The sequence below is a fragment of the Acidovorax sp. genome (genome assembly GCF_046341535.1).
GTDB lineage: Bacteria > Pseudomonadota > Gammaproteobacteria > Burkholderiales > Burkholderiaceae_C > Acidovorax.
Window position 1 is genome coordinate 1 of sequence record NZ_JBKDRI010000085.1, and the last position, 25513, is coordinate 25513.

Below are 25513 nucleotides of genomic sequence, written 5' to 3' on the forward strand. Positions count from 1 at the left end.
CAGATCGAGTTCAGTTTGTTCGGTACAGTTTGGATTCGGCATGGCTCGCTCGTTCATCAAGTTTCTACACCTCGATAAACGCGCACTCAAAGGGCCATGCCGTCATCGTTTTTACGGAGGACGGTGAAATATCCGGGTTAAAGCCGATGGAATGGTCCAGCAGCCAGTGGAAGCTGTCGATGGGCAACCCCGCCACCACGCTTTTTCGCAATGCCTGGATGTTGTAGCGGTAGGGCTCGCGCTTGAGGGCCGTACCCTCGCCAAACCAACCGCCCGGCGGCAGTCCGGCATAGGTCATCGTCTGCCCCTGCGCGCTGTCGCTGCTCATTTTGAGCAGGCCCTCGACCACGCCAAACCAATAGGTCACGGGGCGGCCCACGCGGCAAACGTAGTCGCCCGCGCGGGCATCACCCACCAGCAGCGCAGCCACGGCACGCGCTCGCTCGGGCGGCTGCAGCAGGGACAGCCAGGGAATGCCCTGGAGCTCCTCCTCAGTGGGCGACCGACGCCGCTGGTGCAATGAAAGGTCCTGGCTCATGGGAAATCATGGGGTAGGTTCGGCAGGCACCGGGGCCCCACAGCGCCCCGGACTGACCACGGATTCAACCTATTGAGTCGGCATCAACCAACTTGAATGCGTTGATGCGGTTCGAAGCTCTGCGCAAGGCTTCGACAGGCTCAGCCCGAACGGCTGGTTCAAGTTCAAAGGTGCCGACTCAATAAACACGGCAGTTGGATGCATTTGCCAGCGCTGCTGTTGGGATGCCAGGCAAGGCGCGATGACACCAATGCCATCCAGATGATGCCGCATCGAGGGCGCTGCTGCCCATGGACTGCGGCCCCCACACGGGCTGATGGATTAAGGCACGCAGCGCACCGGGGCTGCGCGTTGCGTCATCGCGAACGAACGCTGGCAGGACTTGGCGAATCTGCACGATTAGATAGCTATGTTTTTGATAGCACTAAACCTATGTCAGGCAGGCGCAACCTGCCATTTTTTATCAAATCCACTCGGTGAGACCGCCGCAAGACCCCGGTACGCGGACGCTGGCCTACTGCGACCCCACGGCGTAGCGGTAGCCGCGGAACGACCACACGGTGCGCTGGGGCTCCACGCGCTCGAGCACCAGGCCTGGCCCGGCCTGATCGCCTTCCAGCAGCACCTGGCCGTTCACGATGGCCATGCGGTGGGCTGGATTGTTGGAATACGTGGCCCCCGAAATCTTGAGCACCGGCAGCTGGCTGCGGATAGCCTCTGGCAGATCGGCCTGCGCGAACACCGGGGCGGCTGGAGAGGGAGCGGTGACAGAACCCTGGCCCTGAGCCGCCGGCAGCGGGCCCGGCGCGGCGCTGGTGGCCGTGCCCTGGACAGGCGCAAGAGCACGCTGGCGCTGGGGCCCGCCTGCGGGGGGCGATGGTGGCGTCGGGGCCTGTTGCGCGGCCGGATCGGGCGCTGACCGGTCGCGCAGTTTTTCGGCAGGCCGCATTTCGGTGGCGCGCAGCCCAGGCGAGGCCACCGGGGGTGGCACCGGCCCGGGGGGCGCGATGACTGCCACCGAATTGGGCGACCGGGAGCCCGGCTCCAAGGCCGGCTGTGCAGCGGTGGACGATGGTGCAGGCAAGGCCACGGGCGGGGACGGCTGCGCGGGCGGGCGGTCGGGCGGGGTCACGGTCGCCACGGCAGCCGGCTGTACCGCTGGGGCAACGCGGGGGCCCTGCATCGCCCACCAGGTGGCTGCGGCAGCTGCCACGGCCAGCGCCAGCGCCCCGCTCAGCAGCAGGGCCGGATGCGCCGCCGGTGCCCTGGCGGCCGCAGGCGCGGTGCCATGCACCGTTACGGTCTGGCTGTGCAGGCCGGGCACACCGCCTCGGCCGCGCTCTGCTTCGGCGCGCCGCAGGGCATCAAGAATGTAGGACATGGGGAAACTAGCCTCCGGTGCTCAGGCGTGGTTCGTTCACGCCAATGGCACGGTTGATCAGCATGAGGGTCAGGGGTCCGGGGCGGCCGTCGGGCACCACGCCCTGGGCAAGCTGAAACCGGTGGATGCTGACCTGCCGCCGAGCGGGCGTGACGGCGCGGCGATCGGGCCCGGCGCCGCCGGTGGCGCGGCTGGCCAGTTGGGCATCCAGCCAGGCCGTTCCCGCGGGCGTGTCCGTGATTTCGCCCTTGTCGGGCATGGCATCGGGCGCACGCCACAGGGTCGCCAAGTCGCCGCGCCAGACTTGGGCCAGGTCTTCGACCGGCACACGCACGCGCCCCCCTGCACCTTCCAACGTGGCCAGGTTGCCCTCCAGATGCCGCAGCACCGCAGACACGGGCGCGTCGGGACGATCGGCCGGGACCAGGCTGATCAGAACGGGCCGGTCCAACTGGCGCACCAGGTTGAGCCCGGCACGTGGGTTGCGATAACAGCGCACGCCAACGCGTGGCAGGCTGGCGCAGGGGTCGGATGGTTCCGGCACGCTTTCGCCCCAGGCCGCCGCCAGGGCCAGCCATGCGGCGGTCTCGTCACTGCTCTGGGCGCGCAGAAACTGCGCCAGCGCATTGGCTGGCGTTGGCGGGGATGCGGCGCTGGCGCTGTGGGTTGCAGCCGGCGCGCTGGCAGCGACAGCAACGCTTGCCGCAACCACCGCAGGCCGCGATGCCGCCGCGGCTGGAGCTGCCACCGACGCTGGCGCAGCCGCGCCGGGCTTGCTGCCGGGCACCCACACGCCCGACGCCCAGCCCGCGACCGCCAGGGCCGCAGCGCCAGCCACAGCGCCCAGGCTGGCCACAGCCCAGCGTGGCACGCGCTCATGCAGGTGGCGTGCCGCCGATGCGGCAGCCGAGGCAGCCGGCCGGTCGAACACCTCGCGCCCGGCGCGGTTGACGATGGCCACCGAGACTTCGCGCACACCGGCGGCGTAGGCGCCCAACAGGGCCCGGTCGCACAGCAGATTGATGCGCCGCGGTATGCCGCGCGACAGGGCATGTACCCGGCGCATGGCCCGGGTGCTGAAAGGCAGCGGGCCCGCCAGCCCGGCCACGGCCAGGCGGTGGGCGATGTACTGCTGGGTCTCCTGCGGGCTGAGCGCATCCAGGTGAAACCGCGCAATCACGCGCTGCGCCAGTTGCTCCAGCGCAGGGCTGGCCACCATGGCGCGCAGCTCGGGCTGGCCGATCAGGATGATCTGCAGCAGCTTGCGCTCGCGGGTCTCCAGGTTGGTCAGCAGGCGCAGTTGCTCCAGCACATCGGCCGACAGGTTTTGCGCCTCATCGATGATCAGGACGGTATTGCGGCCAGCGGCATGCGCGGCCAGCAGGGATGCATTGAGCGGGTCGATGTAGTCCTTGACCGTTTCGACGCCCGATGCGCCCGCCTTGTACGGCACGCCGAACTCATCGCACACCGAGTGCAGCAGTTCGTGCACGGTGAGCTTGGGGTTAAAGATGTATGCCACGTTGCAGTGGCTGGGTATCTGCTCCAGAAAGCAGCGACACACGGTGGTCTTGCCCGCGCCGACCTCCCCGGTCAGCAGCACAAAGCCGCCGCCCGCATCCAGCCCGTACAGCAGGTGGCCCAGCGCTTCGCGGTGCCGCTCGCTCATGAACAGGTAGCGCGGATCAGGCGCGATGGAAAACGGCAGGTGCCCCAGGCCGAAATACGGTGCGTACATAAGCACCGGAGGATACCGCCCCGACGCCAACGGCCCGACAACGCACCACACACTGGCAGGGTAAAAACCCAGGGGCGGGTTTAACCCGATCAGGAGTTTCCCCTAAATTGTCGTCAGCAAGACAAGATGACGTCAAAGTGAGTTCTAGCATGGTGTTGACCACGCGAGTACCGACTTGCGTGCCCGGCCATCCCCGGGCCGATACGTTCCCACCTTCAGGAAGCCGCCATGCTGACCACGTTCCCGCAACTGCTGCTCAAGCACGCCGCCGAGCGCCCCCAGGCGCCCGCCCTGCGCGAAAAAGAATACGGCATCTGGCAAACCCACCGCTGGGCCGATCTGGCCCGTCTGGTGGAACAGGTGGCTGCCGGCCTGCACCAGGCGGGCCTGCGCCGTGGCGAGCACATGGTGGTGATCGGCGCCAACCGTCCCCGCCTGTACGCCACCATGCTGGCCGCGCAGTCGCTGGGCGCCATCCCGGTGCCGCTGTACCAGGATGCCGTCGCGGCCGAATGCGTGTTCCCGCTCAACAACGCCGAGGTGCGGTTTTGTCTGGTGGAAGACCAGGAACAGGTCGACAAAATGCTGGAGATCCGCGACCAGTGTCCGCAGATCAGCCACATTTTTTATGACGACCCGCGCGGCCTGCGCAATTACGCAGAAGACGGCCTGGCCTCGCTGGACTCGCTGATCGAGTCGGGCAAGGCCTTTGTCGCCGGCCGCCCCGGCTGGTTCAAGGCCGAGGTATCCAAGGTCCGGCCCGATGACGTGGCCGCGATGTTCTTCACCTCGGGCACCACCGGCAACCCCAAGGGCGTGGTGCATACGCACAGCACCCTGCTTGACCGCGCTTCGGCGGGCGCCGAGTTCGACCAGCTCACCAGCAGCGAGGAAGTGCTGGCCTACCTGCCACCCGCCTGGATCGGCCAGAACATCTTCAGCTACGCGCAGTGGCTGGCCTGCGGCTATGTGGTCAACTGCCCCGAGTCTGCCAGCACCGTGACCATCGACTTGAAGGAAGTCGGCCCCACCTATTACTTTGCACCGCCGCGCATTTTTGAAGGCCTGCTGACCAGCGTGATGATTCGCATGGAAGATGCGGGCACCCTCAAGCGCAAGATGTTCGAGGCCTGCATGCGCGTGGCCAAGCGCGTGGGCCCGGCGCTGATGGACGGCGAGGCCGTGAGCGCCATCGACAAGGTCAAGTACGCGCTCGGCAACCTGCTGGTGTACGGCCCGCTGCGCAACAACCTGGGTTTCAGCCGCGTGCGCGTGGCCTACACGGCGGGCGAAGCCATCGGGCCGGACCTGTTCACCTTCTACCGCTCCATCGGCATCAACCTCAAGCAGCTCTACGGCTCCACCGAGACCGCCGTGTTCGTCTGCCTGCAGCCCGACAACCAGGCCCGCGCCGACACCGTGGGCGTGCCCATCCGCGGCGTGGAGATCAAGGTGGCCGACAACGGCGAGATCCTGGTCAAGTCGGCCGGGCTGCTCAAGGAGTACTACAAGAACCCTGCCGCCACCGCCGAAGTGCTGACGGCCGACGGCTGGTACCACACCAGCGATGCAGGCTTTCTGGACGCACAGGGCCACCTCAAGATCATCGACCGCGTCAAGGATGTGGGCCGCATCGTGGGCGGCGCCAACGATGGCGCGATGTTTGCCCCCAAGTATGTAGAGAACAAGCTCAAGTTCTTCCCGCACATCAAGGAGGCAGTGGCCCTGGGCGACCAGCGCGAGAAGGTGTGCGTGATGATCAACATCGACTTTGACGCCGTGGGCAACTGGGCCGAGCGCCGCAACCTGCCCTACGCCGGCTACACCGACCTGGCGCAAAAGCCCGAGGTGTACGAGCTGATCCGCGAATGTATCGAGAAGGTCAACGCAGACCTGGCCTCTGACGCCATGCTGGCGGGCAGCCAGGTCAGCCGCTTCCTGGTGTTGCACAAAGAGCTCGATGCCGATGACGGCGAACTCACACGCACCAACAAGGTCCGCCGAGGCTTCATCGCCGACAAGTACAGCGTGCTGGTGGACGCCCTCTACGCCGGCCGCACCGAGCAGTACATCGAGACCCAGGTGAAGTTCGAAGACGGCCGCACGGGCACCGTGAGCGCCACGCTCAAGCTGTCGGACGCCAAAACCTTCGCGCCCGTCAAACGCGCCGCCTGAGCGCGCCAGGAAGCCACCCCATGAGCACCAAGAAGATCGGCGACGTCATTCTCGACGTCAACAACATCAGTCTCAGGTTCGGCGGCGTGAAGGCGCTGACCGACATCTCCTTCAACGTGAAGGAGCATGAGATCCGCGCCATCATCGGCCCCAATGGCGCCGGCAAGAGCTCCATGCTCAACTGCATCAACGGCGTGTACACGCCGCAGGAAGGATCCATTACCTTTCGCGGCAAAACCTTCTCGCACATGAACTCGCGCCAGGTGGCCGAGATGGGCGTGGCGCGCACCTTCCAGAACCTGGCGCTGTTCAAGGGCATGAGCGTGATCGACAACATCATGACCGGCCGCAATCTCAAGATCAAAAGCAACCTGCTGCTGCAGGCGCTGCGCATCGGCCCCGCCGACCGCGAGGAAATCCGCCACCGCGAATACGTCGAGCACATCATCGACTTCCTGGAAATCCAGGCCCACCGCAAGACCCCCGTGGGCCAGTTGCCCTATGGCCTGCAAAAGCGTGTGGACCTGGGCCGGGCGCTGGCCATGGAGCCGCAGGTGCTGCTGCTGGACGAACCCATGGCCGGCATGAACGTGGAAGAAAAGCAGGACATGTGCCGCTTCATCCTGGATGTGAACGACGAGTTCGGCACCACCATCGTGCTCATCGAGCACGACATGGGCGTGGTGATGGACATCAGCGACCGCGTGGTGGTGCTGGACTACGGCAAAAAGATCGGTGACGGCACGCCCGACGAGGTGCGCAACAACGAAGAAGTCATCCGCGCGTACCTCGGTACCAGCCACTGAACACGGAGACAACAAGATGGGTTTCTTCATCGAAGCATTGATCGGCGGCCTGATGGCTGGCATGCTGTACTCGCTGGTGGCGCTGGGCTTTGTGCTGATCTACAAGGCCTCGGGCGTGTTCAACTTTGCGCAGGGGGCGATGGTGCTGTTCGCAGCGCTGGCCATGGCCCGTTTCTCGCAATGGATTCCGCAGTGGCTGGGGCTGGAAAGCAAGCTGCTGGTCAACATCATCGCGTTCGTGATCGCGGCGGGCTGCATGTTCATCCTGGCCTGGCTGATCGAGCGACTCGTGCTGCGCCACCTGGTGAACCAGGAAGGCGTGACGCTGCTGATGGCCACGCTGGGCATCACTTACTTCCTCGACGGCCTGGGCCAGACGATCTTCGGCTCGGCCATTTACCAGATCGATGTCGGCATGCCCAAGGAGCCGGTGTTCCTGTTCGAGAACCTGTTCCAGGGCGGCGTACTGATCAACCTGGAGGACGTGTACGCGGCCTGCGTGGCAGCCCTGCTGGTGATGGTGCTCTCGCTGTTTTTCCAGAAGACCAGCACCGGCCGGGCGCTGCGCGCGGTGGCCGACGACCACCAGGCCGCGCAATCCATCGGCATTCCGCTCAACCGCATCTGGGTCATCGTGTGGTTCGTGGCCGGCATCACCGCACTGGTGGCCGGCATCATCTGGGGCTCCAAACTGGGCGTGCAGTTCTCGCTGACCACGGTGGCCCTGCGCGCCCTGCCCGTGATCATCCTGGGCGGCCTCACATCGGTACCCGGCGCCATCATCGGAGGCCTGATCATCGGTGTGGGCGAGAAGCTCTCCGAGGTCTACCTCGGCCCGATGGTTGGCGGTGGCATCGAAATCTGGTTTGCGTATGTGCTGGCGCTCGTCTTCCTGCTGTTCCGTCCGCAGGGGCTGTTCGGTGAAAAGATCATTGACCGCGTATGAGGAACGAATACACGGTGCGCCTGTGGCGCCGAGCGCAGCGAGCAATGAACTTACGGCAAAAAATCATTGATCGCGTATGAAATACGAGATCAATGATTTTTCGAAGGAGGCACAACGCGCAACGCGCGTTGTCAGCGGAGCCGAAGGCGCCGCGCAGCGCCGCAGGTGCGCCCCCGTGCAAAAGAACCCAGACCGCGTCTGATCCAAAACAAGAACAACAGGAGCCCCTCCATGTTCTATCGTGAAAACGGTCAATTCAAGACTTCCTACCGCGCCGACCAGCAGATCTTCGCGATTGCGCAAGACCGCTGGGCCATCCTTGCCCTGATCGCCCTTGCCTTCGTCGGTGTGCCCATGCTGGCCGACGAATACATGTTCCGCGCCATCCTGATCCCGTTCCTGATTCTGGCGCTGGCTGCCCTGGGCGTGAACATCCTGGTGGGCTACTGCGGGCAGATCTCGCTGGGCTCGGGCGCCTTCATGGCGGTGGGCGCCTACATGGCCTACAACACGTATGTGCGCATCGATGGCATGCCACTGATCGTGGCCCTGCTTTCGGGCGGCTTCTTTGCCACCCTGGTGGGCATGTTCTTCGGCATTCCCAGCCTGCGCGTCAAGGGCCTATACCTGGCGGTGGCCACGCTGGCCGCGCAGTTCTTCTGCGACTGGGCCTTCAGCCGCATCAGCTGGTTCACCAACAACAGCACGTCCGGCTCGGTGTCCGTCTCCAACCTGCAGGTGATGGGCTGGACCATCAACACCCCGGTGGAGAAGTATCTGTTCTGCCTGGCGTTCCTGGTGGTGTTCGGCCTGCTGGCCAAGAACCTGGTGCGCAGCGCGATCGGCCGCGAGTGGATGGCCATCCGCGACATGGACGTGGCCGCCGCAGTGATCGGCATCCGGCCCATGTACGCCAAGCTGTCGGCCTTTGCGGTGAGTTCCTTCATCGTGGGCGTGGCCGGTGCGCTGTGGGCCTTTGTGCACCTGGGTTCGTGGGAGCCGGCCGCATTCTCGATCGACCGCTCCTTCCAGTTGCTGTTCATGGTCATCATCGGCGGCATGGGTTCCATCATGGGCAGCTTCTTCGGCGCGGCTTTCATCGTGGTGCTGCCCATCTTCCTGAACCAGTTCATGCCCTGGCTGGGCTCGCTGGTCGGCGTGGAGATCTCCACCGCCGCGGTGTCGCACACCGAGTTCATGATCTTCGGCGCCCTGATTGTCTGGTTCCTGATCGTCGAGCCCCACGGCCTGGCCAAGCTCTGGAGCATTGCAAAACAAAAACTGCGCCTGTGGCCCTTCCCCCACTGACCTTCCGTTTTTCCGTGTGTGTGTGACCGTTCCTATAAGGAGACAAATGATGAAAGTACGTAGCCTGGTTCTCTCTGTTTCGATGGCCTGTGCCGCCCTCTCAGGAGCGGTCGTCTCGTCTGCCGCCCTGGCGCAGGACAAGGTGCAGTTTTTCCCGGTGCTCTCCGGCCGCACCGGCCCGGTGGCGCCCAACGCAACGCCGTGGGCCAACGGCCACAACGACTACATGAAGCTGGTCAACGAGCGTGGCGGCATCAACGGTGTCAAGACGCTGGTGGAAGAGTGCGAAACCGCCTACGCCACCGACCGTGGCGTGGAGTGCTATGAGCGCCTGAAGGGCAAGCACGGTGGCGCCACGGTGTTCCAGCCGCTGTCCACCGGCATCACCTTTGCGCTGACCGAAAAGATCCCCACCGACAAGATCCCGATGATCACCTCCGGCTACGGCCGCAGTGACTCTGCCGACGGCGGCGTTTTCAAGTGGAACTTCCCGCTGATCGGCCACTACTGGGTGGCGGGCGACACCGTGCTGCAGCACATCGCCAAGCAGGAAGGTGGCTGGGACAAGCTCAAGGGCAAGAAGATCGGCGTGGCCTACCACGACAGTCCGTTCGGCAAGGAGCTGCTGCCCATCATGCAAGAGCGCGCCGCCATGCATGGCTTCACGCTGCAGCTGCTGCCCATCCCGGCACCGGGCGTCGAGCAAAAGGCCATCTGGCTGCAGGTACGCCAGCAGCGGCCGGACTTCGTGGTGCTGCAGACCTGGGGCGTGATGACCGCCACTGCCGTCAAGGAGGCCGTGGCCACGGGTTACCCGCGCGAGAAGATGTTCGGCACCTGGTGGTCTGGCGCTGAGCCTGATCTGAAGGACGTGGGTGCCGGCGCCAAGGGCTACAGCGCGGTGATGATGCAGCACGGCGCCGAATACCAGTCGGACGTGGTCAAGGAAATCCTGCAGAAGGTGCACAGCAAGAGCCAGGGCACCGGCCCGAAGGATGAAGTGGGCTCGGTGCTTTACATGCGTGGCGTGGTCGGCGCCATGCTGGCCGTGGAAGGCGTGCGCGCCGCCCAGGAACGCTTTGGCAAGGGCAAGGTCATGACCGGTGAGCAGGCCCGCTGGGGATACGAAAACCTGAACCTGACGCAGGCCAAGCTCGACGCGCTGGGCTTCAAGGGCGTGATGCGCCCCGTGTCCACCAGCTGCCAGGACCACATGGGCTCGGCCTGGACCCGCGTGCACACCTGGGACGGCAGCAAGTTCGTGTGGGCCTCCGACTGGCTGCAGGCGGACGATCAGATCATCCGCCCGCTGGTGAAGGCTTCGGCCGAAAAGTACGCAGCCGAAAAGAAGCTGACCCGCCGCGCACCTTCTGACTGCCAGAGCTAAGCACATCCCCCTGAGCGGCTTTGCCGCTCGGTGCTGGTCGCCGGAGGCGACAGCTCTTCAGGCCGTCCGAGCCTGCGCAGGCAGGCTCGGAGCCGCGGCCCTTGCGCGGTGGCGCTGGTAATGGCGCCCCGCCAGTTTTTGCGGCTGTGCATGCAGCCGCCAATCGAAAAGGTTACGCCCCAACCTTTTCGATTGGTACAGGAAGGCAACACCATGGAACCGAAAAACATCGTTCTCAACGTCAACGGCATTGAGGTCATCTACAACCACGTGATCCTCGTGCTCAAGGGCGTTTCGCTCAATGTTCCCGAGGGCACGATCGCCGCGGTTCTTGGCGGTAACGGCGCGGGCAAGACGACCACGCTGCGCGCCATTTCCAACCTGCTCAAGGCCGAGCGTGGCGAGGTCACCAAGGGCAGCATCGAGTTGCGGGGCGAGCGCATCGAGAACCTCACGCCGGCCGATCTGGTGAATCGCGGCGTGGTGCAGGTGATGGAGGGGCGCCACTGCTTCGCGCACCTGACCATCGAAGAGAACCTGATGACCGGCTCCTACACCCGCACCGACAAGGCCGAGATCGCGCGCAACCTGGAGAAGGTCTACAGCTACTTCCCGCGGCTCAAAACGCGCCGTACCTCGCAGGCCGCCTACACCTCGGGCGGCGAGCAGCAGATGTGCGCCATCGGCCGCGCGCTGATGACCAACCCCAGCGTGATGCTGCTCGATGAGCCCTCCATGGGCCTGGCGCCTCAGATCGTCGAAGAGGTTTTCGAGATCGTGAAGGACCTCAACACCAAGGAAAAGGTCACGTTCCTGATCGCCGAGCAAAACACCAACATGGCGCTGAAGTACGCCGATTACGGCTACATCATGGAAAGCGGCCGCGTGGTGATGGACGGCGCCGCGAAGGACCTGGCCAACAACGAGGACGTGAAGGAGTTCTACCTGGGCATGGGCGGGGGCGCGCGCAAGAGTTTCAAGGATGTCAAAAGCTACAAGCGGCGCAAGCGCTGGCTGGCTTAGGGTGCCCCCTGTGGCGCTGCGCGCCTTCCCCCACAGGGGGACGCCACCAGCGCCTGTACGGTGTATAGGCGGCCCTTGCGCGATGGCGCTGGCCTTTGCCAGCGCGGGCTGTCAGAGCAGTGTTCTTTTTCAGACCTCGGACGAATTCACTCCTGATTTCATAGCTGCTTGCGTTTGAGGGATGAGCGCAAGAGGCCAATTTCACTTAAAAACCATCTCACAAGGGACCCAGGCATGAGCACGTTCTATGACGCCCTGGAAACGCGCAGCCCCGCAGGGCGCGAAGCGGCGCTGCTGGCCGCGCTGCCGCAGCAGATCGCCCATGCCCAGAAGGCTTCCCCCGCATTTGCCAGCATCCTCGCGGGTGTGGATGCGGCGTCGGTCACGAGCCGCGAGGCGCTGGCGCAGTTACCCGTCACGCGCAAGTACGAATTGCTGGAGCGCCAGCAGGCCGGCCGCGCCAGCAACGTGTTTGGCGGCTTCAGCGCGCTCGCTTTTGGGCCGGGCATGACGCGCGTGTTTGCCAGCCCTGGCACCATTTATGAGCCCGAGGGCACGCGGCGCGACTACTGGCGCATGGCGCGCGCCATCCATGCGGCGGGCTTCAGACCTGGCGAGCTGATCCACAACAGTTTCAGCTACCACTTCGTGCCTGCGGGTTCCATGATGGAAACAGGCGCGCACGCACTGGGCTGCACCGTATTTCCTGGCGGCACCGGGCAGACCGAGCAGCAGGTACAGGCCATGGCCGAGCTGCAGCCTGCCGGATACATCGGCACTCCCAGCTTCCTGAAGATCATTGTCGAGAAGGCCGCCGAGATGGGCGTGGCCCTGCCCACGGTGACCAAGGCCATGGTGTCGGGGGAGGCCTTTCCGCCCAGCCTGCGCGACTGGTTTGCCGAGCGCGGCATTGCGGGCTACCAGTGCTATGCCACGGCAGACCTGGGCCTCATTGCATACGAGACGAGCGCCCGGGAAGGCCTGGTGCTCGATGAAGGGGTGATCGTCGAAATCGTGCGCCCCGGCACCGGCGATCCGGTCACTGAAGGCGAAGTGGGCGAGCTGGTCGTCACCACGCTCAACCCTGACTACCCGCTGATCCGGTTTGGCACTGGCGACCTGTCTGCCGTGCTGCCCGGCGCCTGCCCCACTGGCCGCACCAACACCCGCATCAAAGGCTGGATGGGCCGTGCGGACCAGACCACCAAGGTGCGCGGCATGTTCGTGCACCCCGGCCAGGTGGCATCGATCGCCAAGCGCTTTCCGCAGGTGCTGCGCGCGCGGCTGGTGGTCAGCGGCGAGATGGCCAATGACCACATGGTGCTGAAGGTGGAAACCGTGGAAACCGCCGAGGGGCTGGCGCGACAACTGAGCGAGGCCATCCGCGAAGTGACCAAGCTGCGCGGCGATGTGGAACTGTTGAACCCTGGCTCCCTGCCCAATGATGGCCGCGTCATCGAAGACGCCCGCAGCTATCGCTGACGGCCGTTTCCAAAGGCCCACGGCCGGCGATGTGCGCCCTGCGACCCACAACGATAGGGGCACCCGCCATCGCAGTGTTTACCCTATAAAAGCTATTTATTTGATAGCATTATCCTTCATAAAAAAGCGCATTACAGGGGGTTTTGGTTAAAAACCTTGTCGCCAACGTGCTACGTAATATCCGCAATGCAGCCGTCCAATGCGGTGGCTACCATCAACTGTCTTTCACCAGGAGCACCCATGAAAAAGATGTTGAACCTTGCATTGATCGCTGCAGCCGCCGTCACCGCTTTTGGCGCACACGCCCAAGACTTCCCCTCCAAGGACAAGCTCGTCACGATCGTGGTGCCGTTTACCGCCGGTGGCCCCACCGACCGCGTGGCCCGTGACCTGGCCGAAGCACTGCGCAAGCCGCTGGGCGGCTCTGTGGTCGTGGACAACACCGCCGGTGCGGGTAGCTCTATCGGCGCGGCCCGTGTGGCACGCGCCACGCCCGATGGCTATACGCTGCTGCTCAACCACATAGCCATGTCGACCATGCCGGCGCTGTACCGCAAGCTGGCCTTCAGCGTCCCGAACGACTTCGAATACCTGGGCATGATCAACGAAGTGCCCATGACGCTGATTGCGCGGCCCAGCATGCCTGCCAACAACTTCAAGGAGCTGACCGCCTGGATCCAGCAGAACAAGGGCAAGATCAACCTGGGCAATGCAGGCTTGGGCGCTGCCTCGCACCTGTGCGGCCTGATGTTCCAAAGCGCCATGCAGGTGGACATGACATCCGTCCCCTACAAGGGCACCGCCCCGGCCATCACCGACCTGATCGGCGGTCAGATTGATCTGCTGTGTGACCAGACCACCAACACCACGCAGCAGATCGAAGGCAAGAAAGTCAAGGCCTTCGCCGTCACCACCCCCAAGCGCCTGACCACCCCGGCCCTCAAGGATCTGCCTACCTTGGCAGAGTCGGGCCTGAAGGATTTCAACGTGAGTATCTGGCACGGTCTGTACGCGCCCAAGGGCACACCGCCCGACGTGCAAAAGAAACTCAATGAAGCCCTGAAGGCGGCCTTGAAGGACCCTGAGTTCATCAAAAAGCAGGAAGCCCTGGGCGCGGTCATCATCACCGACAACCGTGTGGACGGTGCCGAGCACAAGAAATTCGTCGCTTCCGAGATCGACAAGTGGGGTGCCGTGATCAAGGCGGCTGGCGCCTACGCGGACTGAGCATCCTGCGCCTGCTGGTATGTCGCTGGCATGTTGCTGGCGGCGGCGGGCCAACCGGCTTGACCACCCCACCGACACATACGCGCCAGATTCACACAAGCCACCGGACCGCCCGGTGGCTTTTTTTCGCTGTGGATGCGTCTCGGAGCACCCCGAGCGAAAACAGCAGGGGTTTTTTAGGAGCGGCGCATGCGCCACCGCCCCCCTGCCTACCCCCCCCAGACCACATCCTTGTCCTCGCTGGCGCTGCGACGAAGCATCTCGATGAACGGCGCTGCGCGCTGGCGCAGCCGCACGGTGTCGGCCCTGTCGGCCGCAGCGGCGGCATCTTCTTCGGCATTTGCAGCCGGGGGCTGCGCCTCGTCGGCGGCCACAGCCGCCTGCAGCGCTGCGATCGCGCCGGGAATCTGGGCCACGGTGATGATGCCGCTGCTGCCAGATGCCTTGCCGATGATCTCAAGCATCTGGCGGCCCTGGGGTTCCAGCATGGTGAGGTCGGCCGTCGCCCGGGATTTGAACTTGTAAAGCATGGTGTGTGACCCCTCTGTGGTGGTGAACCGATCGGCCATTGTGGCCTGAACCCGCTACAGACGAGCCTGTCCGGAATTTGGCGTGCGAGGCATGGCATGACCAGAAGGAGCATGTATGCCAAGCAGCAAGACGACGAAGGCGGCCCAGGCCGCAGCGGCGCGCTACCCAGATCACCTCGCCAGCACCCTCACGCCACCGCCGCTGCGGCCAGCCCACCACCCCTGCAACCACGGCCCATACAAGATGAACACCAGCGCCGCCCCAATCAATGGCAACGCGGCAAAAACCCATCCCGTCAACTGCTCCCCACCCAGCGCCACACCTACCAATAGCGCCACCGCCGGGTTCACAAACGAATAGCTCCCGGCCAGCGCCGCCGTCGTGTTCTGTAGCAGCCACAGGTAGGCATTGAGTGCCACCATCGTCCCGAATACCAGCAGATACACCCACGCCGCCCACGACTTCGCACTGATCTGCGACAGTTCCGGTACCGGCTCACACCACAGCGCGACCACCAGCCCCATCGCCCCACCGACGAACCACTGTGCGGCCGAGGCCATGGACGGCGCAGGCAAGGACACCCTGCGCGATGCATACGAGCCCAGGCTCCAGCACAGCGGGGCAGCAAAGGCCATGATGGCGCCCTGCCAAGTGGCGGAAAAATCACCTTCCAGCGCCAGTAGCAGCGCCCCCGCCACACCCAGGCCCAGGCCAACCCAGCTTGTCAGCGGCACCCGCTCGCCACCCCAACGCATCCACAGTGCCAGCCACATGGGCATGGTGGTCACCACCGTGGCCATCAGGCCCGAGCCGACACCCCGCTTTTGCGCCAGCCCGATGAGGTTCATGGCAAGGAACACCATGAGCCCGCCCACCAGGGCCGCGTTGCGCCACTGCACCGCAGTGGGTAACGCGTGGCCCTGGCACAGGGCAATGAGCAACATCAGCCCCCCCGCACACAGGAAACGCACCGCATTCATCAGCAGCGGCGGCATGGTCTGCAGGGCGATGCTGGTGGCGAAGTACGTGGTGCCCCACACCACATAGACCAGCAACAGGGCCGTCGCGACCGCCCAGGGTGCGGGAGCACGCGCTTGCGCATTGAAAATTGCCGGCATATTCTTCACCTCACCGAATAATTTATGGGAAACAGCCCGTTTCCGTAATTTTTACCAAACTCAGGCGGCTATGCAAGCAAATATTCAGATCGACGAAATGGATGCCGGAATAATTTCGGCACTGGGAGTGGATGGCCGACGTTCATACGCCGATGTGGGCGCAGAAGTGGGCCTGTCGACGGCTGCAGTGCATGAGCGCGTGAAGAAGCTGCTGGACAAGGGTGTGATCCGCCGCTTTTCGATCAGCGTGGCCCCCGAGCGCGTGGGGCTGAACTTCACCGCCTTTGTAGCCATCCGCAACGACGGGGGCATCCACTGCCGCGATGTGGCACCGCGGCTGCGCGCCATGCCACAGGTGGAAGAACTGCACAGCGTGGCGGGCGAATACGACTTTCTGGCCAAGATCCGCACCACGCATGCGCGTGCGCTGGAAGACGTGATTTACGAGATCAAGGCCATTGCGGGCGTGGCCCGCACCACCAGCACCGTGGTGCTGAACACCGAGTTTGAAGACCGGCCGCTGGATCTGACCTGGGTCAACGCAGCCCAGGGCGACTAAGCCTGAAAACGGCAGTTGACCGCTTGTCATCTTGCCGCACACCGCATGGACTCGAGCCTTGGGTTGTTTTCGCAGCCTCACCTTTGGGGTGACTGCGCTATGCATTTGCCAGCGCCGTTTTTAGGCTAAGAGCCTGCTTCAGCGGACCTTGCCGCGCTCAACATGCGCGCTACGCCGCGTCGGCGGCCTGCAGGGCCTCGCGCTTGCGCGCTGCAGCGCTCAGGGGCAGCACCGTAGAGCGGGCGATGTCAAGGTAATGCGCCAATGGCGGGGTGGCCAGGCCAGGCACCTTCGCATGGTCGTCGTAGCGGCGCAGCCGGATGGCCTCCTTTGCAAACGGCTGGCAAGCAAAACACTCTGCATCGGGCGCGGTCATGGGCCCACCCTGCAGCACCAGACTGTGCTGCGATGCGGGGGACAGCGTCTCCCAATAGCCTGGCTCCACGGCGCACAGGTAACGCTTGGCGTCCACGTGCAAGCGTATGGGCTCCAGTACCGCATCGGGCAGCAGACTGCGCAAGAACGGAAGCGCCACATACTGGTGCAGGTCGTCGTGCCCAGCGATGTTGCCGGCGGGGGCGAGCAAGTGGCCCAGATCGTGCAGCAATGCTGCCGCGATGGTGGCTGGTGTTTCGCCTGCCTGCTCGGCCAGTTGGGCGCACTGCAGGGCGTGCTCCAGCTGGCTCACGGCCTCGCGCCCATACTGGTGAAAACCGCGTGTGGACAGCAGGTGTTCGATGTCATCAAAGCTCAGTGCCATGGCGTACTCCAGGTTTAGATCAGCGCTTTACGAATGCGTGCAGACACCAGGTCGATCACACTGACGGTGACCACAATGATGAGCATCACCGCACAGGTCTCTGCGTACTGGAAGCCGCGGATGATTTCCCACAGCACCACGCCAATACCGCCTGCCCCCACCATGCCCACCACCGATGCCGAGCGGACGTTGGCTTCAAAGCGGTACAGCGTGTACGAGATCCACAGCGGCATGACCTGCGGGATCACGCCGTAAATGATTTCGTGCAGTGCGCTGGCGCCGGTAGAGCGGATGCCTTCGACCGGCTGCGGGTCGATGGCCTCGACGGCTTCCGAAAACAGCTTTGCCAGCGTGCCCGAGGTGTGGATCCACAGCGCCAGAACCCCGGCAAAAGGCCCCAGCCCCACGGCCACCACAAACAGCATGGCAAACACCATCTCATTGATGGCGCGAAACGCGTCCAGCACCCGGCGCACGGGTTGATTGACCCACCACGGCGCGATGTTGGACGAGGCCAGCAGCGCCAGCGGCACGGCGGTAATGACGGCCAGGGCCGTGCCCCACAGTGCAATTTGCAGCGTGACCAGCATTTCCTGCACATACAGCGGCCACTGGCCAAAGTTGGGCGGGAAAAACTCAGACGCGTAGCGGGCCATGTTGCCCGAGTCGTTCCAGAGGTCCAGCGGGCGCATGTCGGCGCCGTTCCACGACGCGGCCAGCAGCACCAGCAAGATGCCCCAGCACAAGTACCACAGCAGGCTGCGCTTGGGCGCCGCGCTGCTGGCCAGAGTGGCCAGCGAAGGATTCAAAGCAGAGGACATGGCAGTACCAGGCAGCGATGCAAGAGCGACTTACTTCAGGGAAGCCAGCTGCTGGTCGATCTCGGCCAGGCGGGTCCTCTTGTCGGCATCCGCCAGCGTGGCATCGCCCTCGATACGGTTGCGCTTGCCAAAAAGGTCAAGTTGGCGGATGGGCGTGAGCTGAGCGTTGCTGGATGGCTTGAAGCCCGAGAGCTTGGAAATCTTCATCACGATGTCCTTCTCGCGGGCATCGGTCTTGGCGTAGTTGTAGAAGAAGTTGCGGATCTTCGTTTTGGTGGCGTCGGGCAGTTCCTTGTGCAGCACCAGCGGGTCCAGCGGGATGAGCGGCGAGGTCCAGATGATCCGGATGTCCTTGAACTTCTCAGGCTGACGTTCCTGGATTTTTTCCAGGTCCTCGCTGTTGTTGGTAGCCACGTCCACCTGCTTGTTGGCCACGGCCAGGGCGTTGGTTTCGTGGTTGGCGCTGCGCACCACTTTGAAATGCGTCTTCACGTCAATTTTGTTCTGCGCAAACGCGTAGTAGCCAGGCACCAGAAAGCCCGAAGTGGAGTTGGGGTCGCCATTGCCAAAGCTCAGCGACTTGCCATTTTTGAGCACGTCGTCCAGCGTCTTGTGGGGGCTGTCCTTGTGCACGATGAGGTGCGAGTAGTAGCCCTGTGCGCCGTCTGCATTGACCATTTGCGCAAAGACTTCGCCATTGGCGCGGTCCACGGCCTCCATGGCCGACTTGTTGCCAAGCCAGGCCACATGCACCTTGTTAAAGCGCATACCTTCGATGATGCCGGCGTAATCCGGGGCGAAGAAGGCCTTGATCTTCAGGCCCGTCTGCTTGGCCATGTCGTCCAGCAGCGGCTGCCAATCGGCCTTGAGGTTCTGCGTGGATTCGGTGGAGATGATGCCGAAGTTGATGTCCTGGGCATTTGCGGCGGACAGACCCAGACCCAGCGCCGCAGCGGCGCACAGTTGCTTGAACATAAAAAACTCCAGAAAAAAGATGTGAGAACAAAGAGGAAGCGCGCGACAGCGGCACCCTCAGGCGGCCTGCGCCATGGTGGGCGCCCAGGCCGGCACTTGTGCTGGCGTTGCCACCGGCGCCACGGGGTGGGCTGTTGGAGCGGCACCCGCCGTGTCAGCCAGGATTTCGTCGGCCTGCACGCCGTACAGGCTGCGCAGCAGCGCGGGTGTCAGGGCTGCCGAGGGACCGTCATACACCACCTGGCCCTGGTGCAGCGCCACCACCCGCGGGCAGTAGCGCACCGCCATGTCCACCTGGTGCAGGGACACGATCACGGTGCAGCCGTCTTCGCGGTTGATGCGCGCCAGGATGTCCATCACCTTGCGCGAGGACTCCGGGTCCAGCGAGGCAATGGGCTCATCGGCCAGCACCACCTTGGCGCCCTGCACCAGCGTGCGGGCAATGGCAGCACGCTGCTGCTGCCCGCCCGACAGGGTTGACGCACGCTGCGCATGGCACTCGGCAATGCCCACACGGCCCAGGGCTTCCAGGGCCAGCGCGCGCTCTTGCGCCTTGAACAGGCGCAGCCAGGCGCGCCACCAGGGCGTGCGGTGAAGCAGGCCCACCAGCACGTTCATCATCACGGGCAGGCGATCCACCAGGTTGAATTGCTGAAACACAAAGCCCACCTGCGAACGCGTGCTACGGATGTTGCTGTGGATGCGCCCCGCACGCTGCACGCAGCGGCCGTCCACCTCAATCAGAGACTCGCTGGCGGCGTCCGCAACAGCCAGGCCCGCCACATGGCGCAGCAGCGTGGATTTGCCTGAGCCAGAGGCTCCGATCAATGCCACCATTTCACCGGGCTGCACGGTGAGGTTGATGTCGCGCAGGGCGTGCTTTCCGTTGGCGAAATGCTTGTTCAAGTGCTGGATGTGCAGGGCTGCTGGCATGAAGAACTCCTTAGCGGCATGAGTCGTCTAGACAACCAGAGTGTGGTGGCGATGCATGACAGTGCTTTGACAGTTCAAAGAAATTTGGGTGTCAAAGCAGCCTCAGCCTATTGAGTCGGCATCAACCAACTTGAATGCGTTGATGCGGTTCGAAGCTCTGCGCAAGGCTTCGACAGGCTCAGCCCGAACGGCTGGCTCAAGTTCAAAGGTACCGACTCAATAGGCTCAGAGCACGCGCTGGCCCTCGCGCCACACGCCCCGCACCACGGCCTGGTGGCCACCACCGGGCAGCTCGGCCATGTGCACCTGCACCAGGTCGGCCCGTCGCCCGGCGGCAATTTCGCCCCGGTCGTCCATGCCACACGCGAGGGCCGGATTGCGCGTCACGGTCGCCACGGCCTGCGGCAGCGTCAGGATTTCATCGTGCACCAGCCGCATCACGGCACTGAGCAGGCTTCCGGGCACATAGTCGGATGACAGGATGTCCAGCAGACCCGCGCGCGCCAGATCGGCTGCCGCCACGTTGCCCGAGTGCGAGCCGCCCCGCACCACGTTGGGCCCACCCATCACCGTGAGCAGACCGCGCTTGTGGGCCGCCTGCGCGGCAGCCAGCGTGGTGGGGAACTCCGACATCGCGGCCCCTTCGGCATGGGCTTGTTCCACATGCCCTACGGTGGTGTCGTCGTGGCTGGCCAGAGAGATGCCGTGTGTGCGGCAATACTGCACAAAATATGCGCGGTGGGGCTCCGCGTACCGCGCCTGCAGCGTGGCCGCGTGCGCCACCTGGCGCTCGAACTTCTCAGCACTCCAGCCCTTCTTGCCCGTGTAGTAGGTGCGTGCCTGTTCGATGTTCTCCCACTGGCGCTGGCCCGGGGTGTGGTCCATGAGCGAGATCAGCGACAGGCGAGGGTGACCGCGAAACGGCTCGAACAGGTCAATGGTGTTGGGTGCTGGCAGCTCGCAACGCACATGCAGGTGGTGGTCGGCTCGCAGCAGGTTGCGCTCTGTGCAGGTGTCGATGGTGTCGAGCACGCTGTCCCAGGCACTGCCGCGCAGGCTGTCCGCATCGGCCTCGCCCACGCCCAGCGCATCCAGCACGGTGGTGATGCCCGCCGCTGCAATCTCGGCATCGTGCGCCAGCAGGGCAGGCATTTCGGCCCATTGCACCTTGGGGCGCGGCATGAGGTGGCGCTCGAAATTGTCGGTGTGTACCTCCACCAGCCCTGGCAGCAAAAAATCGCCGTCCAGGTCGATGCCTTGCAATGCCGATGTGCTGCCGCTATCGAGCGCCGCGATGCGGCCGTCGGCCACATGAAGGCTGCCCTGCACCACCTCACCGGGCAGCACCATGCGGGCATTTTTGAAGACCATCGCGTTCATGCCGCACCTCCACGGAAGTCGCCCACATTCACACGGCGCGTGGCCACGGCGGCGCCCACCTGCGCGTCATGAAAGATGCCCACCACGGCTGCACCACGCTCGATTGCCTCGCGAATCAAGTCGATCACGGTGGCGGTATTGGCTGCATCCAGCGATGCTGTGGGCTCGTCCAGAAGCAAAAGCGGCTTGGGCTTGATCATGTTGCGCGCAATGTTGATGCGCTGCTGCTCCCCGCCGGAGAAGGTGGCAGGCGGCAGGTGCCAAAGCCGCTCGGGAATGCGCAAGCGCGTGAGCCATTGCCGCGCCTGCTCGCGCGCGCTTTCCAGCGCCGCCGGGTCGCCCCCTGCGTCCTCGGCCAACGGCTCGGCCACCACATCGAGCGCCGACACGCGGGGAATCACACGCAGAAACTGGCTCACATAGCCCACTGTGTCGCGCCGCAACTGCACCAGCGCACGCGGGGCGGCGTGGGTCACGTCCACCAGGCCGCCGTCGGCCGAACGCACCGTGATGCTGCCCGCATTGGCGCGGTAGTTGGCGTAAATCATCTTGAGCAGCGTGCTTTTGCCCATGCCCGAGGGCCCATCGAGCACCACACATTCACCCGGCGCAACAGCCAGGTCCACCTGATCGAGCACGGGCAGTTCGATGCCGTTTTGTTGGTGCAAGGAAAAGCGCTTGGCCACCCCCTGCAGCTGAAGAATAGGGGCGCAGGAGATGTCATTCATGGCTGCAGTACCGAAGAAACAAGAAGCTGGGTGTAGGGGTGCTGCGGGTCATCGAGCACCTGATCCGTCAGGCCGGACTCGACCACCTGTCCGCGCTGCATGACCACCATGCGGTGCGCCAGCAGACGCGCTACCGCCAGGTCGTGCGTGACCACAATGGCGGCCAGCTGCATTTGCCGCGTGAGCTGGCGCAGCAAGTCCAGCAGACGCGCCTGCACCGAAACGTCCAGACCCGATGTGGGCTCGTCCATGAACACCAGGCGCGGCTGCGTGACCAGGTTGCGGGCGATTTGCAGGCGCTGACGCATACCGCCAGAGAAGGTGCGCGGTGCGTCGTCAATCCGCGCAGCGTCAATCTCCACGCGCTGCAGCCACTCGATGGCCGTGGCGCGCAGCTTGCCGTAGTGGCGCTCGCCCAGACCCATCAGGCGCTCGCCCACGTTGGCACCGGCCGACACATCCATGCGCAGGCCATCGGCCGCGTTCTGGTGCACAAAGCCCCAGTCGGTGCGGGCCAGCAGGCGCTGCTGGGCTTCGGTCATGGCGTACACATCCTGCAGCTCGCCGCTGCGCTGGCGGAAGTGCACCGTACCTTCCTGCGGCGCGCTGCGTGCTGCAATGGCGTTGAGCAGCGTGGACTTGCCCGAGCCGGACTCGCCCACCACCGCAAGCACTTCGCCGGGCCACAGGTCAAACGAAGCGCCTTGCAGCGCAACGCGGTCGCCGTAGCGCTTGCCAATGTTGCGCACACTCAGCAGCGGCGCGGGAGGGTGAGGGGTGTTCATGTCAGCGGTTCCACAACAAAACTGAGGCCGTGCTGTGCAAAGCCCAGCGATTCATAGAAGGCATGCGCGCCTTTGCGGCATGCGTTGGACGACAGCGCAAGCTTGTAGCAACCCGCCTCGCGGGCCTGCTGCATGGCGTGGGCCATCATCTGGCGCCCCACGCCGCGCCCTTGCCGGGCGGGTGACACCACCACGTCTTCCACAATGGCCGAAGGCGCACCACGGTGGGCCAGGTTGTGCATGACGAGGAGCGCATACGTGCCGATCACGGCATCACGGTCGGCTGCATCGCAGGCCACCCACAGGCGGTAGCTGGGGTAACGGGCAAACTGGGCCCACACCGCTCGGGCCTGCTCCAGAGTCATTGCGTCTGCGGGGTCGTCTTCAATGGTGGCATAGAGGGCCAGAACGCTTTCCATGTCGCTCTGCGCGGCCTCGCGGAGATGCACGCTGCTCATACGTCAGCGCCTTTGGGGCCAGCCGCATCCCGCTGCTGCGCCTGGCGCTCCTGGCAATAGTCCGAGTCAGAGCACACATGCATGCGCGCGCCCTGGTCGTCGGTGATCACCTCGTCCAGAAAGCTGTCGGTGGCGCCGCACAGGGCGCATGCTGCGTCCCACCGCTGCACTTCAAAGGGATGATCCTCAAAGCCCAGGCTCTCGACCGGCGTGTAGGGCGGCACGGCATAGATGCGCTTTTCGCGGCCCGCGCCAAACAACTGCAGCGCCGGGTTCATGTGCATCTTGGGGTTGTCGAACTTGGGGATGGGCGACGGCGCCATCACGTACCGGCCATTGACCAGCACCGGGTAGTCGTAGGTGGTGGCAATGTGGCCGTAGCGCGCGATGTCTTCGTAAAGCTTCACGTGCATGAGCCCATACTCGGCCAGACCATGCAGGGTGCGCGTCTCGGTCTCGCGCGGCTCCAGGCGCTGCATGGGCTCGGGCACCGGCACCTGGTAGACGATAACCTGGCCTTCGGCCAGCGGCGTCTCGGGAATGCGATGGCGGGTCTGGATGAGCGTGGCTTCGCGCGTGCGGGTGGTGGTGGTCACGGCCGTAGTGCGTTCGAAAAATCGGCGGATATTGACGGCATTGACCGTGTCGTCCGAGCCCTGATCGATGACCTTGAGGCAGTCCTGCGGGCCGATGATGGACGCCGTGACCTGGATGCCACCAGTGCCCCAGCCGTAGGGCAGTGGCATTTCGCGCGAGCCGAAAGGCACCTGGTAGCCGGGGATGGCCACGGCCTTCAGGATGGCGCGGCGAATCATGCGCTTGGTGCGCTCGTCCAGATAGGCGAAGTTGAAGTGGCCGTCCACAGGTGCGGCGTCGGCGGGCAACCCCATCACGGCGGGTTCCATGGGTGCGTTCATGCGGCGTCTCCCTGTATTGCGGTGGCGGCTGGAGCGGCGGCGCGCATCTTGCGCACCAGCTCCAGCTCGGACTGGAAGTCCACGTAGTGCGGCAGCTTCAGGTGTTGCACGAAACCCGAGGCCTCCAGGCTGTCGCTGTGGCCCAGCACAAATTCCTGCATCTGCGCGGGCGACTCCACCGGCTCGCCCAGCTCGTCGGCACGCAGCGCACGGTCGACCAGGCTCATGGCCATGGCCTTGCGCTCGCTGTGCCCAAACGCCAGGCCGTAGCCACGGGTGAACTGCGGCGGCTGGTTCTTGCTGCCGGCAAACTGGTTCACCATCTCGCACTCGGTGATCTCGATGTCGCCAATGTCGATGGCAAAGCCCAGTTCTTCGGGCTCGATGTGCACCGCCACCGTGCCCAGCCGCACCTCACCGACGAAGGGGTGCGAGTGCGAGTAGCCGCGCTGCGTGGAATACGCCATGGCCAGCAGGAAGCCCTCGTCTCCGCGCGCCAGGTTTTGCAGGCGGGTGGCCCTGTTGGCAGGAAAGCGCATGGGCTCGCGCGTCAGGTCGGTCGGCTCCGGGTCGCCAGGCGGCACCGGGCGCGTTTCAATCAGGCCCTCGTGGTTGAGCAGATCGACCACGCGCGGCGTGTGGCCTGTGGGTGCGTCAGCAGCCGGCTGCGCAGCCTCGGGCAGCCTGCCCTCGGCCAGCAGTGTGAAATCCAGCAGGCGCTGCGTGTAGTCGTAGGTGGGGCCCAGGACCTGCCCGCCAGGCAGGTCCTTGAAGGTGGCTGAGATACGCCGGTCCAGCGCCATGCGGCTGGTGTCCAGCGGGCAGGTGGTGCCCAGGCGCGGTAACGTGGCGCGGTAGGCCCGCAGCAGGAAAATGGCTTCCACCAGATCGCCCGCCGCCTGCTTGATGGCCAGCGCGGCAAGCTCCGGGTCGTACACCGAGCCCTCGGTCATGACCCGGTCCACCGCCAGCTTGAGCTGCTGGCGAATCTGCGCGACTGAAAGCTCGGGCAGCGTGGCGTGACCACGGCGCTGCTCGGCCAGCAGCCCGTAGCTGTTGAGGATGGCGGCTTCTCCGCCCTTGACGGCAACGTACATGTCAGACCTTTGTGCCGGGCATGGCGGCGGCAGGGGGGGTGATGCGAGCGATGCGCGTTGTGCGCGGCAAGCCCACGATGTGGGTGGGTGTGCCCAGCAACACATCCACACCCCGGGGGAACGTGGCATGGTTGGCGGCCCACTGGTGCTCGAAGTCGTCGGGCACACCCGCCACACGCAGCGCCGCTGTGTGCTGGATGCCCGGGCCGGTGAGATGCCAGGCGTCTGCGCCGCCTTGCGCCTCGTTAACGCGCACCACGTCCACCACGCAGGTGGCCGACTGGTCGGGGTAGATGTCTGTGCCTTGGGCCAGACTGCTGAGCTGGGGCAAGGCGTCGCCATCGCCCACCCACACAAAGCGGGCGTCGCCAGGGTCGGCGACCAGTGTGCAGCCGGTGTGAAAGCGCAGCCATGCGGCCGCATCGCTGGCAGCGAGGCGG

24 protein-coding genes and 1 pseudogene are annotated in these 25513 nt (G+C 64.7%); 9 read left to right on the forward strand and 16 right to left on the reverse strand.

The features are described from left to right. Positions 1 to 136 precede the first annotated feature (136 nt). The 3 genes and pseudogenes from ACK543_RS05770 to ACK543_RS05780 form a co-directional block, all read right to left on the reverse strand. Positions 137 to 538, reverse strand: a pseudogene (locus tag ACK543_RS05770) (Crp/Fnr family transcriptional regulator); the annotation flags it as partial. Between the two features lie 514 nt (positions 539 to 1052). Beyond that, the gene (locus ACK543_RS05775; RefSeq protein WP_409941899.1) at positions 1053 to 1919 is read right to left on the reverse strand and encodes a general secretion pathway protein GspB; all 867 of its coding nucleotides are present in this window, start codon (positions 1917 to 1919) and stop codon (positions 1053 to 1055) included. Between the two features lie 7 nt (positions 1920 to 1926). Continuing rightward, positions 1927 to 3657, reverse strand: a complete 1731-nt coding sequence (locus tag ACK543_RS05780; RefSeq protein WP_409941900.1) for an ExeA family protein — start codon at positions 3655 to 3657, stop codon at positions 1927 to 1929. Between the two features lie 228 nt (positions 3658 to 3885). Here ACK543_RS05780 and ACK543_RS05785 point away from each other — a divergent pair, with 228 nt between their 5' ends. The 8 genes from ACK543_RS05785 (at position 3886) to ACK543_RS05820 (ending at position 14011) form a co-directional block, all read left to right on the forward strand. Next, on the forward strand, positions 3886 to 5832 hold the full coding sequence (locus tag ACK543_RS05785; RefSeq protein WP_409941901.1) for an AMP-dependent synthetase/ligase: 1947 nt from the start codon (positions 3886 to 3888) through the stop codon (positions 5830 to 5832). Between the two features lie 20 nt (positions 5833 to 5852). Then, a complete protein-coding gene (locus ACK543_RS05790; RefSeq protein ID WP_409941902.1) occupies positions 5853 to 6638 on the forward strand; it encodes an ABC transporter ATP-binding protein in 786 nt (261 codons plus the stop codon). A gap of 16 nt (positions 6639 to 6654) precedes the next feature. Continuing rightward, complete coding sequence (locus tag ACK543_RS05795) at positions 6655 to 7584, forward strand: branched-chain amino acid ABC transporter permease (RefSeq protein ID WP_409941903.1); 930 nt, start codon at positions 6655 to 6657, stop codon at positions 7582 to 7584. A 231-nt stretch (positions 7585 to 7815) separates the two neighbouring features. After that, a complete protein-coding gene (locus ACK543_RS05800) occupies positions 7816 to 8892 on the forward strand; it encodes a branched-chain amino acid ABC transporter permease (protein WP_409941904.1) in 1077 nt (358 codons plus the stop codon). A 49-nt stretch (positions 8893 to 8941) separates the two neighbouring features. Then, complete coding sequence (locus tag ACK543_RS05805; RefSeq protein ID WP_409941905.1) at positions 8942 to 10279, forward strand: ABC transporter substrate-binding protein; 1338 nt, start codon at positions 8942 to 8944, stop codon at positions 10277 to 10279. A gap of 213 nt (positions 10280 to 10492) precedes the next feature. Continuing rightward, on the forward strand, positions 10493 to 11302 hold the full coding sequence (locus ACK543_RS05810) for an ABC transporter ATP-binding protein (protein ID WP_409941906.1): 810 nt from the start codon (positions 10493 to 10495) through the stop codon (positions 11300 to 11302). Between the two features lie 234 nt (positions 11303 to 11536). Continuing rightward, positions 11537 to 12784 (forward strand): phenylacetate--CoA ligase family protein, encoded by a 1248-nt coding sequence (locus ACK543_RS05815; RefSeq protein WP_409941907.1) that lies wholly within the window; start codon positions 11537 to 11539, stop codon positions 12782 to 12784. A 240-nt stretch (positions 12785 to 13024) separates the two neighbouring features. Continuing rightward, positions 13025 to 14011 carry a tripartite tricarboxylate transporter substrate-binding protein gene (locus tag ACK543_RS05820; protein ID WP_409941908.1) on the forward strand — a complete coding sequence of 329 codons (987 nt, stop codon included), beginning with the start codon at positions 13025 to 13027 and terminating at the stop codon, positions 14009 to 14011. A 209-nt stretch (positions 14012 to 14220) separates the two neighbouring features. Here ACK543_RS05820 and ACK543_RS05825 read toward each other — a convergent pair whose 3' ends face one another. Both ACK543_RS05825 and ACK543_RS05830 read right to left on the reverse strand, forming a co-directional pair. After that, the gene (locus ACK543_RS05825) at positions 14221 to 14541 is read right to left on the reverse strand and encodes a DUF1840 domain-containing protein (protein WP_409941909.1); all 321 of its coding nucleotides are present in this window, start codon (positions 14539 to 14541) and stop codon (positions 14221 to 14223) included. Between the two features lie 171 nt (positions 14542 to 14712). After that, complete coding sequence (locus ACK543_RS05830; RefSeq protein WP_409941910.1) at positions 14713 to 15660, reverse strand: EamA family transporter; 948 nt, start codon at positions 15658 to 15660, stop codon at positions 14713 to 14715. 70 nt (positions 15661 to 15730) lie between these two features. Here ACK543_RS05830 and ACK543_RS05835 point away from each other — a divergent pair, with 70 nt between their 5' ends. Further along, entirely contained in the window at positions 15731 to 16219 is a 489-nt protein-coding gene (locus ACK543_RS05835) for an Lrp/AsnC family transcriptional regulator (protein WP_409941911.1), read from the forward strand. A 169-nt stretch (positions 16220 to 16388) separates the two neighbouring features. Here the strand turns inward: ACK543_RS05835 and ACK543_RS05840 are convergent, their stop codons facing one another. The 11 genes from ACK543_RS05840 to phnH form a co-directional block, all read right to left on the reverse strand. Next, positions 16389 to 16979, reverse strand: coding sequence for a phosphonate degradation HD-domain oxygenase (locus tag ACK543_RS05840; RefSeq protein WP_409941912.1), 591 nt, complete (start codon positions 16977 to 16979; stop codon positions 16389 to 16391). Between the two features lie 14 nt (positions 16980 to 16993). Next, a complete protein-coding gene (phnE, locus tag ACK543_RS05845; RefSeq protein ID WP_409941913.1) occupies positions 16994 to 17800 on the reverse strand; it encodes a phosphonate ABC transporter, permease protein PhnE in 807 nt (268 codons plus the stop codon). Between the two features lie 30 nt (positions 17801 to 17830). Beyond that, positions 17831 to 18775, reverse strand: coding sequence for a phosphonate ABC transporter substrate-binding protein (gene phnD, locus ACK543_RS05850; RefSeq protein ID WP_409941914.1), 945 nt, complete (start codon positions 18773 to 18775; stop codon positions 17831 to 17833). 57 nt (positions 18776 to 18832) lie between these two features. After that, a complete protein-coding gene (phnC, locus tag ACK543_RS05855; RefSeq protein ID WP_409941915.1) occupies positions 18833 to 19708 on the reverse strand; it encodes a phosphonate ABC transporter ATP-binding protein in 876 nt (291 codons plus the stop codon). Positions 19709 to 19933: 225 nt separating this feature from the next. Further along, complete coding sequence (locus tag ACK543_RS05860; RefSeq protein ID WP_409941916.1) at positions 19934 to 21088, reverse strand: alpha-D-ribose 1-methylphosphonate 5-triphosphate diphosphatase; 1155 nt, start codon at positions 21086 to 21088, stop codon at positions 19934 to 19936. Then, the gene (gene phnL, locus ACK543_RS05865) at positions 21085 to 21816 is read right to left on the reverse strand and encodes a phosphonate C-P lyase system protein PhnL (RefSeq protein ID WP_409941917.1); all 732 of its coding nucleotides are present in this window, start codon (positions 21814 to 21816) and stop codon (positions 21085 to 21087) included. The genes ACK543_RS05860 and phnL overlap by 4 nt, the downstream gene beginning before the upstream one ends. Then, positions 21813 to 22601, reverse strand: a complete 789-nt coding sequence (gene phnK / locus ACK543_RS05870) for a phosphonate C-P lyase system protein PhnK (protein ID WP_409941918.1) — start codon at positions 22599 to 22601, stop codon at positions 21813 to 21815. Before phnK ends, phnL begins: the two co-directional genes overlap by 4 nt. Beyond that, on the reverse strand, positions 22598 to 23059 hold the full coding sequence (locus tag ACK543_RS05875) for an N-acetyltransferase family protein (RefSeq protein WP_409941919.1): 462 nt from the start codon (positions 23057 to 23059) through the stop codon (positions 22598 to 22600). Before ACK543_RS05875 ends, phnK begins: the two co-directional genes overlap by 4 nt. Then, entirely contained in the window at positions 23056 to 23976 is a 921-nt protein-coding gene (locus ACK543_RS05880; protein WP_409941920.1) for an alpha-D-ribose 1-methylphosphonate 5-phosphate C-P-lyase PhnJ, read from the reverse strand. Before ACK543_RS05880 ends, ACK543_RS05875 begins: the two co-directional genes overlap by 4 nt. Beyond that, positions 23973 to 25073, reverse strand: a complete 1101-nt coding sequence (locus ACK543_RS05885) for a carbon-phosphorus lyase complex subunit PhnI (RefSeq protein WP_409941921.1) — start codon at positions 25071 to 25073, stop codon at positions 23973 to 23975. Before ACK543_RS05885 ends, ACK543_RS05880 begins: the two co-directional genes overlap by 4 nt. A gap of 1 nt (position 25074) precedes the next feature. After that, on the reverse strand, positions 25075 to 25513 hold a 439-nt coding region (gene phnH / locus ACK543_RS05890; protein ID WP_409941922.1), incomplete at its 5' end, for a phosphonate C-P lyase system protein PhnH.

What these genes read in the sequence shown, in the direction of transcription:
- phnE (WP_409941913.1), bottom strand. Translation starts at nt 17,800, where the DNA reads ATGTCCTCTGCTTTGAATCCTTCGCTGGCCACTCTGGCCAGCAGCGCG.
- ACK543_RS05810 (WP_409941906.1), top strand. Translation starts at nt 10,493, where the DNA reads ATGGAACCGAAAAACATCGTTCTCAACGTCAACGGCATTGAGGTCATC.
- phnK (WP_409941918.1), bottom strand. Translation starts at nt 22,601, where the DNA reads ATGAACACCCCTCACCCTCCCGCGCCGCTGCTGAGTGTGCGCAACATT.
- ACK543_RS05800 (WP_409941904.1), top strand. Translation starts at nt 7,816, where the DNA reads ATGTTCTATCGTGAAAACGGTCAATTCAAGACTTCCTACCGCGCCGAC.
- ACK543_RS05775 (WP_409941899.1), bottom strand. Translation starts at nt 1,919, where the DNA reads ATGTCCTACATTCTTGATGCCCTGCGGCGCGCCGAAGCAGAGCGCGGC.
- ACK543_RS05780 (WP_409941900.1), bottom strand. Translation starts at nt 3,657, where the DNA reads ATGTACGCACCGTATTTCGGCCTGGGGCACCTGCCGTTTTCCATCGCG.
- phnD (WP_409941914.1), bottom strand. Translation starts at nt 18,775, where the DNA reads ATGTTCAAGCAACTGTGCGCCGCTGCGGCGCTGGGTCTGGGTCTGTCC.
- ACK543_RS05880 (WP_409941920.1), bottom strand. Translation starts at nt 23,976, where the DNA reads ATGAACGCACCCATGGAACCCGCCGTGATGGGGTTGCCCGCCGACGCC.
- ACK543_RS05840 (WP_409941912.1), bottom strand. Translation starts at nt 16,979, where the DNA reads ATGGCACTGAGCTTTGATGACATCGAACACCTGCTGTCCACACGCGGT.
- ACK543_RS05790 (WP_409941902.1), top strand. Translation starts at nt 5,853, where the DNA reads ATGAGCACCAAGAAGATCGGCGACGTCATTCTCGACGTCAACAACATC.
- ACK543_RS05820 (WP_409941908.1), top strand. Translation starts at nt 13,025, where the DNA reads ATGAAAAAGATGTTGAACCTTGCATTGATCGCTGCAGCCGCCGTCACC.
- ACK543_RS05825 (WP_409941909.1), bottom strand. Translation starts at nt 14,541, where the DNA reads ATGCTTTACAAGTTCAAATCCCGGGCGACGGCCGACCTCACCATGCTG.
- phnC (WP_409941915.1), bottom strand. Translation starts at nt 19,708, where the DNA reads ATGCCAGCAGCCCTGCACATCCAGCACTTGAACAAGCATTTCGCCAAC.
- ACK543_RS05805 (WP_409941905.1), top strand. Translation starts at nt 8,942, where the DNA reads ATGAAAGTACGTAGCCTGGTTCTCTCTGTTTCGATGGCCTGTGCCGCC.
- phnL (WP_409941917.1), bottom strand. Translation starts at nt 21,816, where the DNA reads ATGAATGACATCTCCTGCGCCCCTATTCTTCAGCTGCAGGGGGTGGCC.
- ACK543_RS05785 (WP_409941901.1), top strand. Translation starts at nt 3,886, where the DNA reads ATGCTGACCACGTTCCCGCAACTGCTGCTCAAGCACGCCGCCGAGCGC.
- ACK543_RS05885 (WP_409941921.1), bottom strand. Translation starts at nt 25,073, where the DNA reads ATGTACGTTGCCGTCAAGGGCGGAGAAGCCGCCATCCTCAACAGCTAC.
- ACK543_RS05815 (WP_409941907.1), top strand. Translation starts at nt 11,537, where the DNA reads ATGAGCACGTTCTATGACGCCCTGGAAACGCGCAGCCCCGCAGGGCGC.
- ACK543_RS05830 (WP_409941910.1), bottom strand. Translation starts at nt 15,660, where the DNA reads ATGCCGGCAATTTTCAATGCGCAAGCGCGTGCTCCCGCACCCTGGGCG.
- ACK543_RS05860 (WP_409941916.1), bottom strand. Translation starts at nt 21,088, where the DNA reads ATGAACGCGATGGTCTTCAAAAATGCCCGCATGGTGCTGCCCGGTGAG.
- ACK543_RS05795 (WP_409941903.1), top strand. Translation starts at nt 6,655, where the DNA reads ATGGGTTTCTTCATCGAAGCATTGATCGGCGGCCTGATGGCTGGCATG.
- ACK543_RS05835 (WP_409941911.1), top strand. Translation starts at nt 15,731, where the DNA reads ATGCAAGCAAATATTCAGATCGACGAAATGGATGCCGGAATAATTTCG.
- ACK543_RS05875 (WP_409941919.1), bottom strand. Translation starts at nt 23,059, where the DNA reads ATGAGCAGCGTGCATCTCCGCGAGGCCGCGCAGAGCGACATGGAAAGC.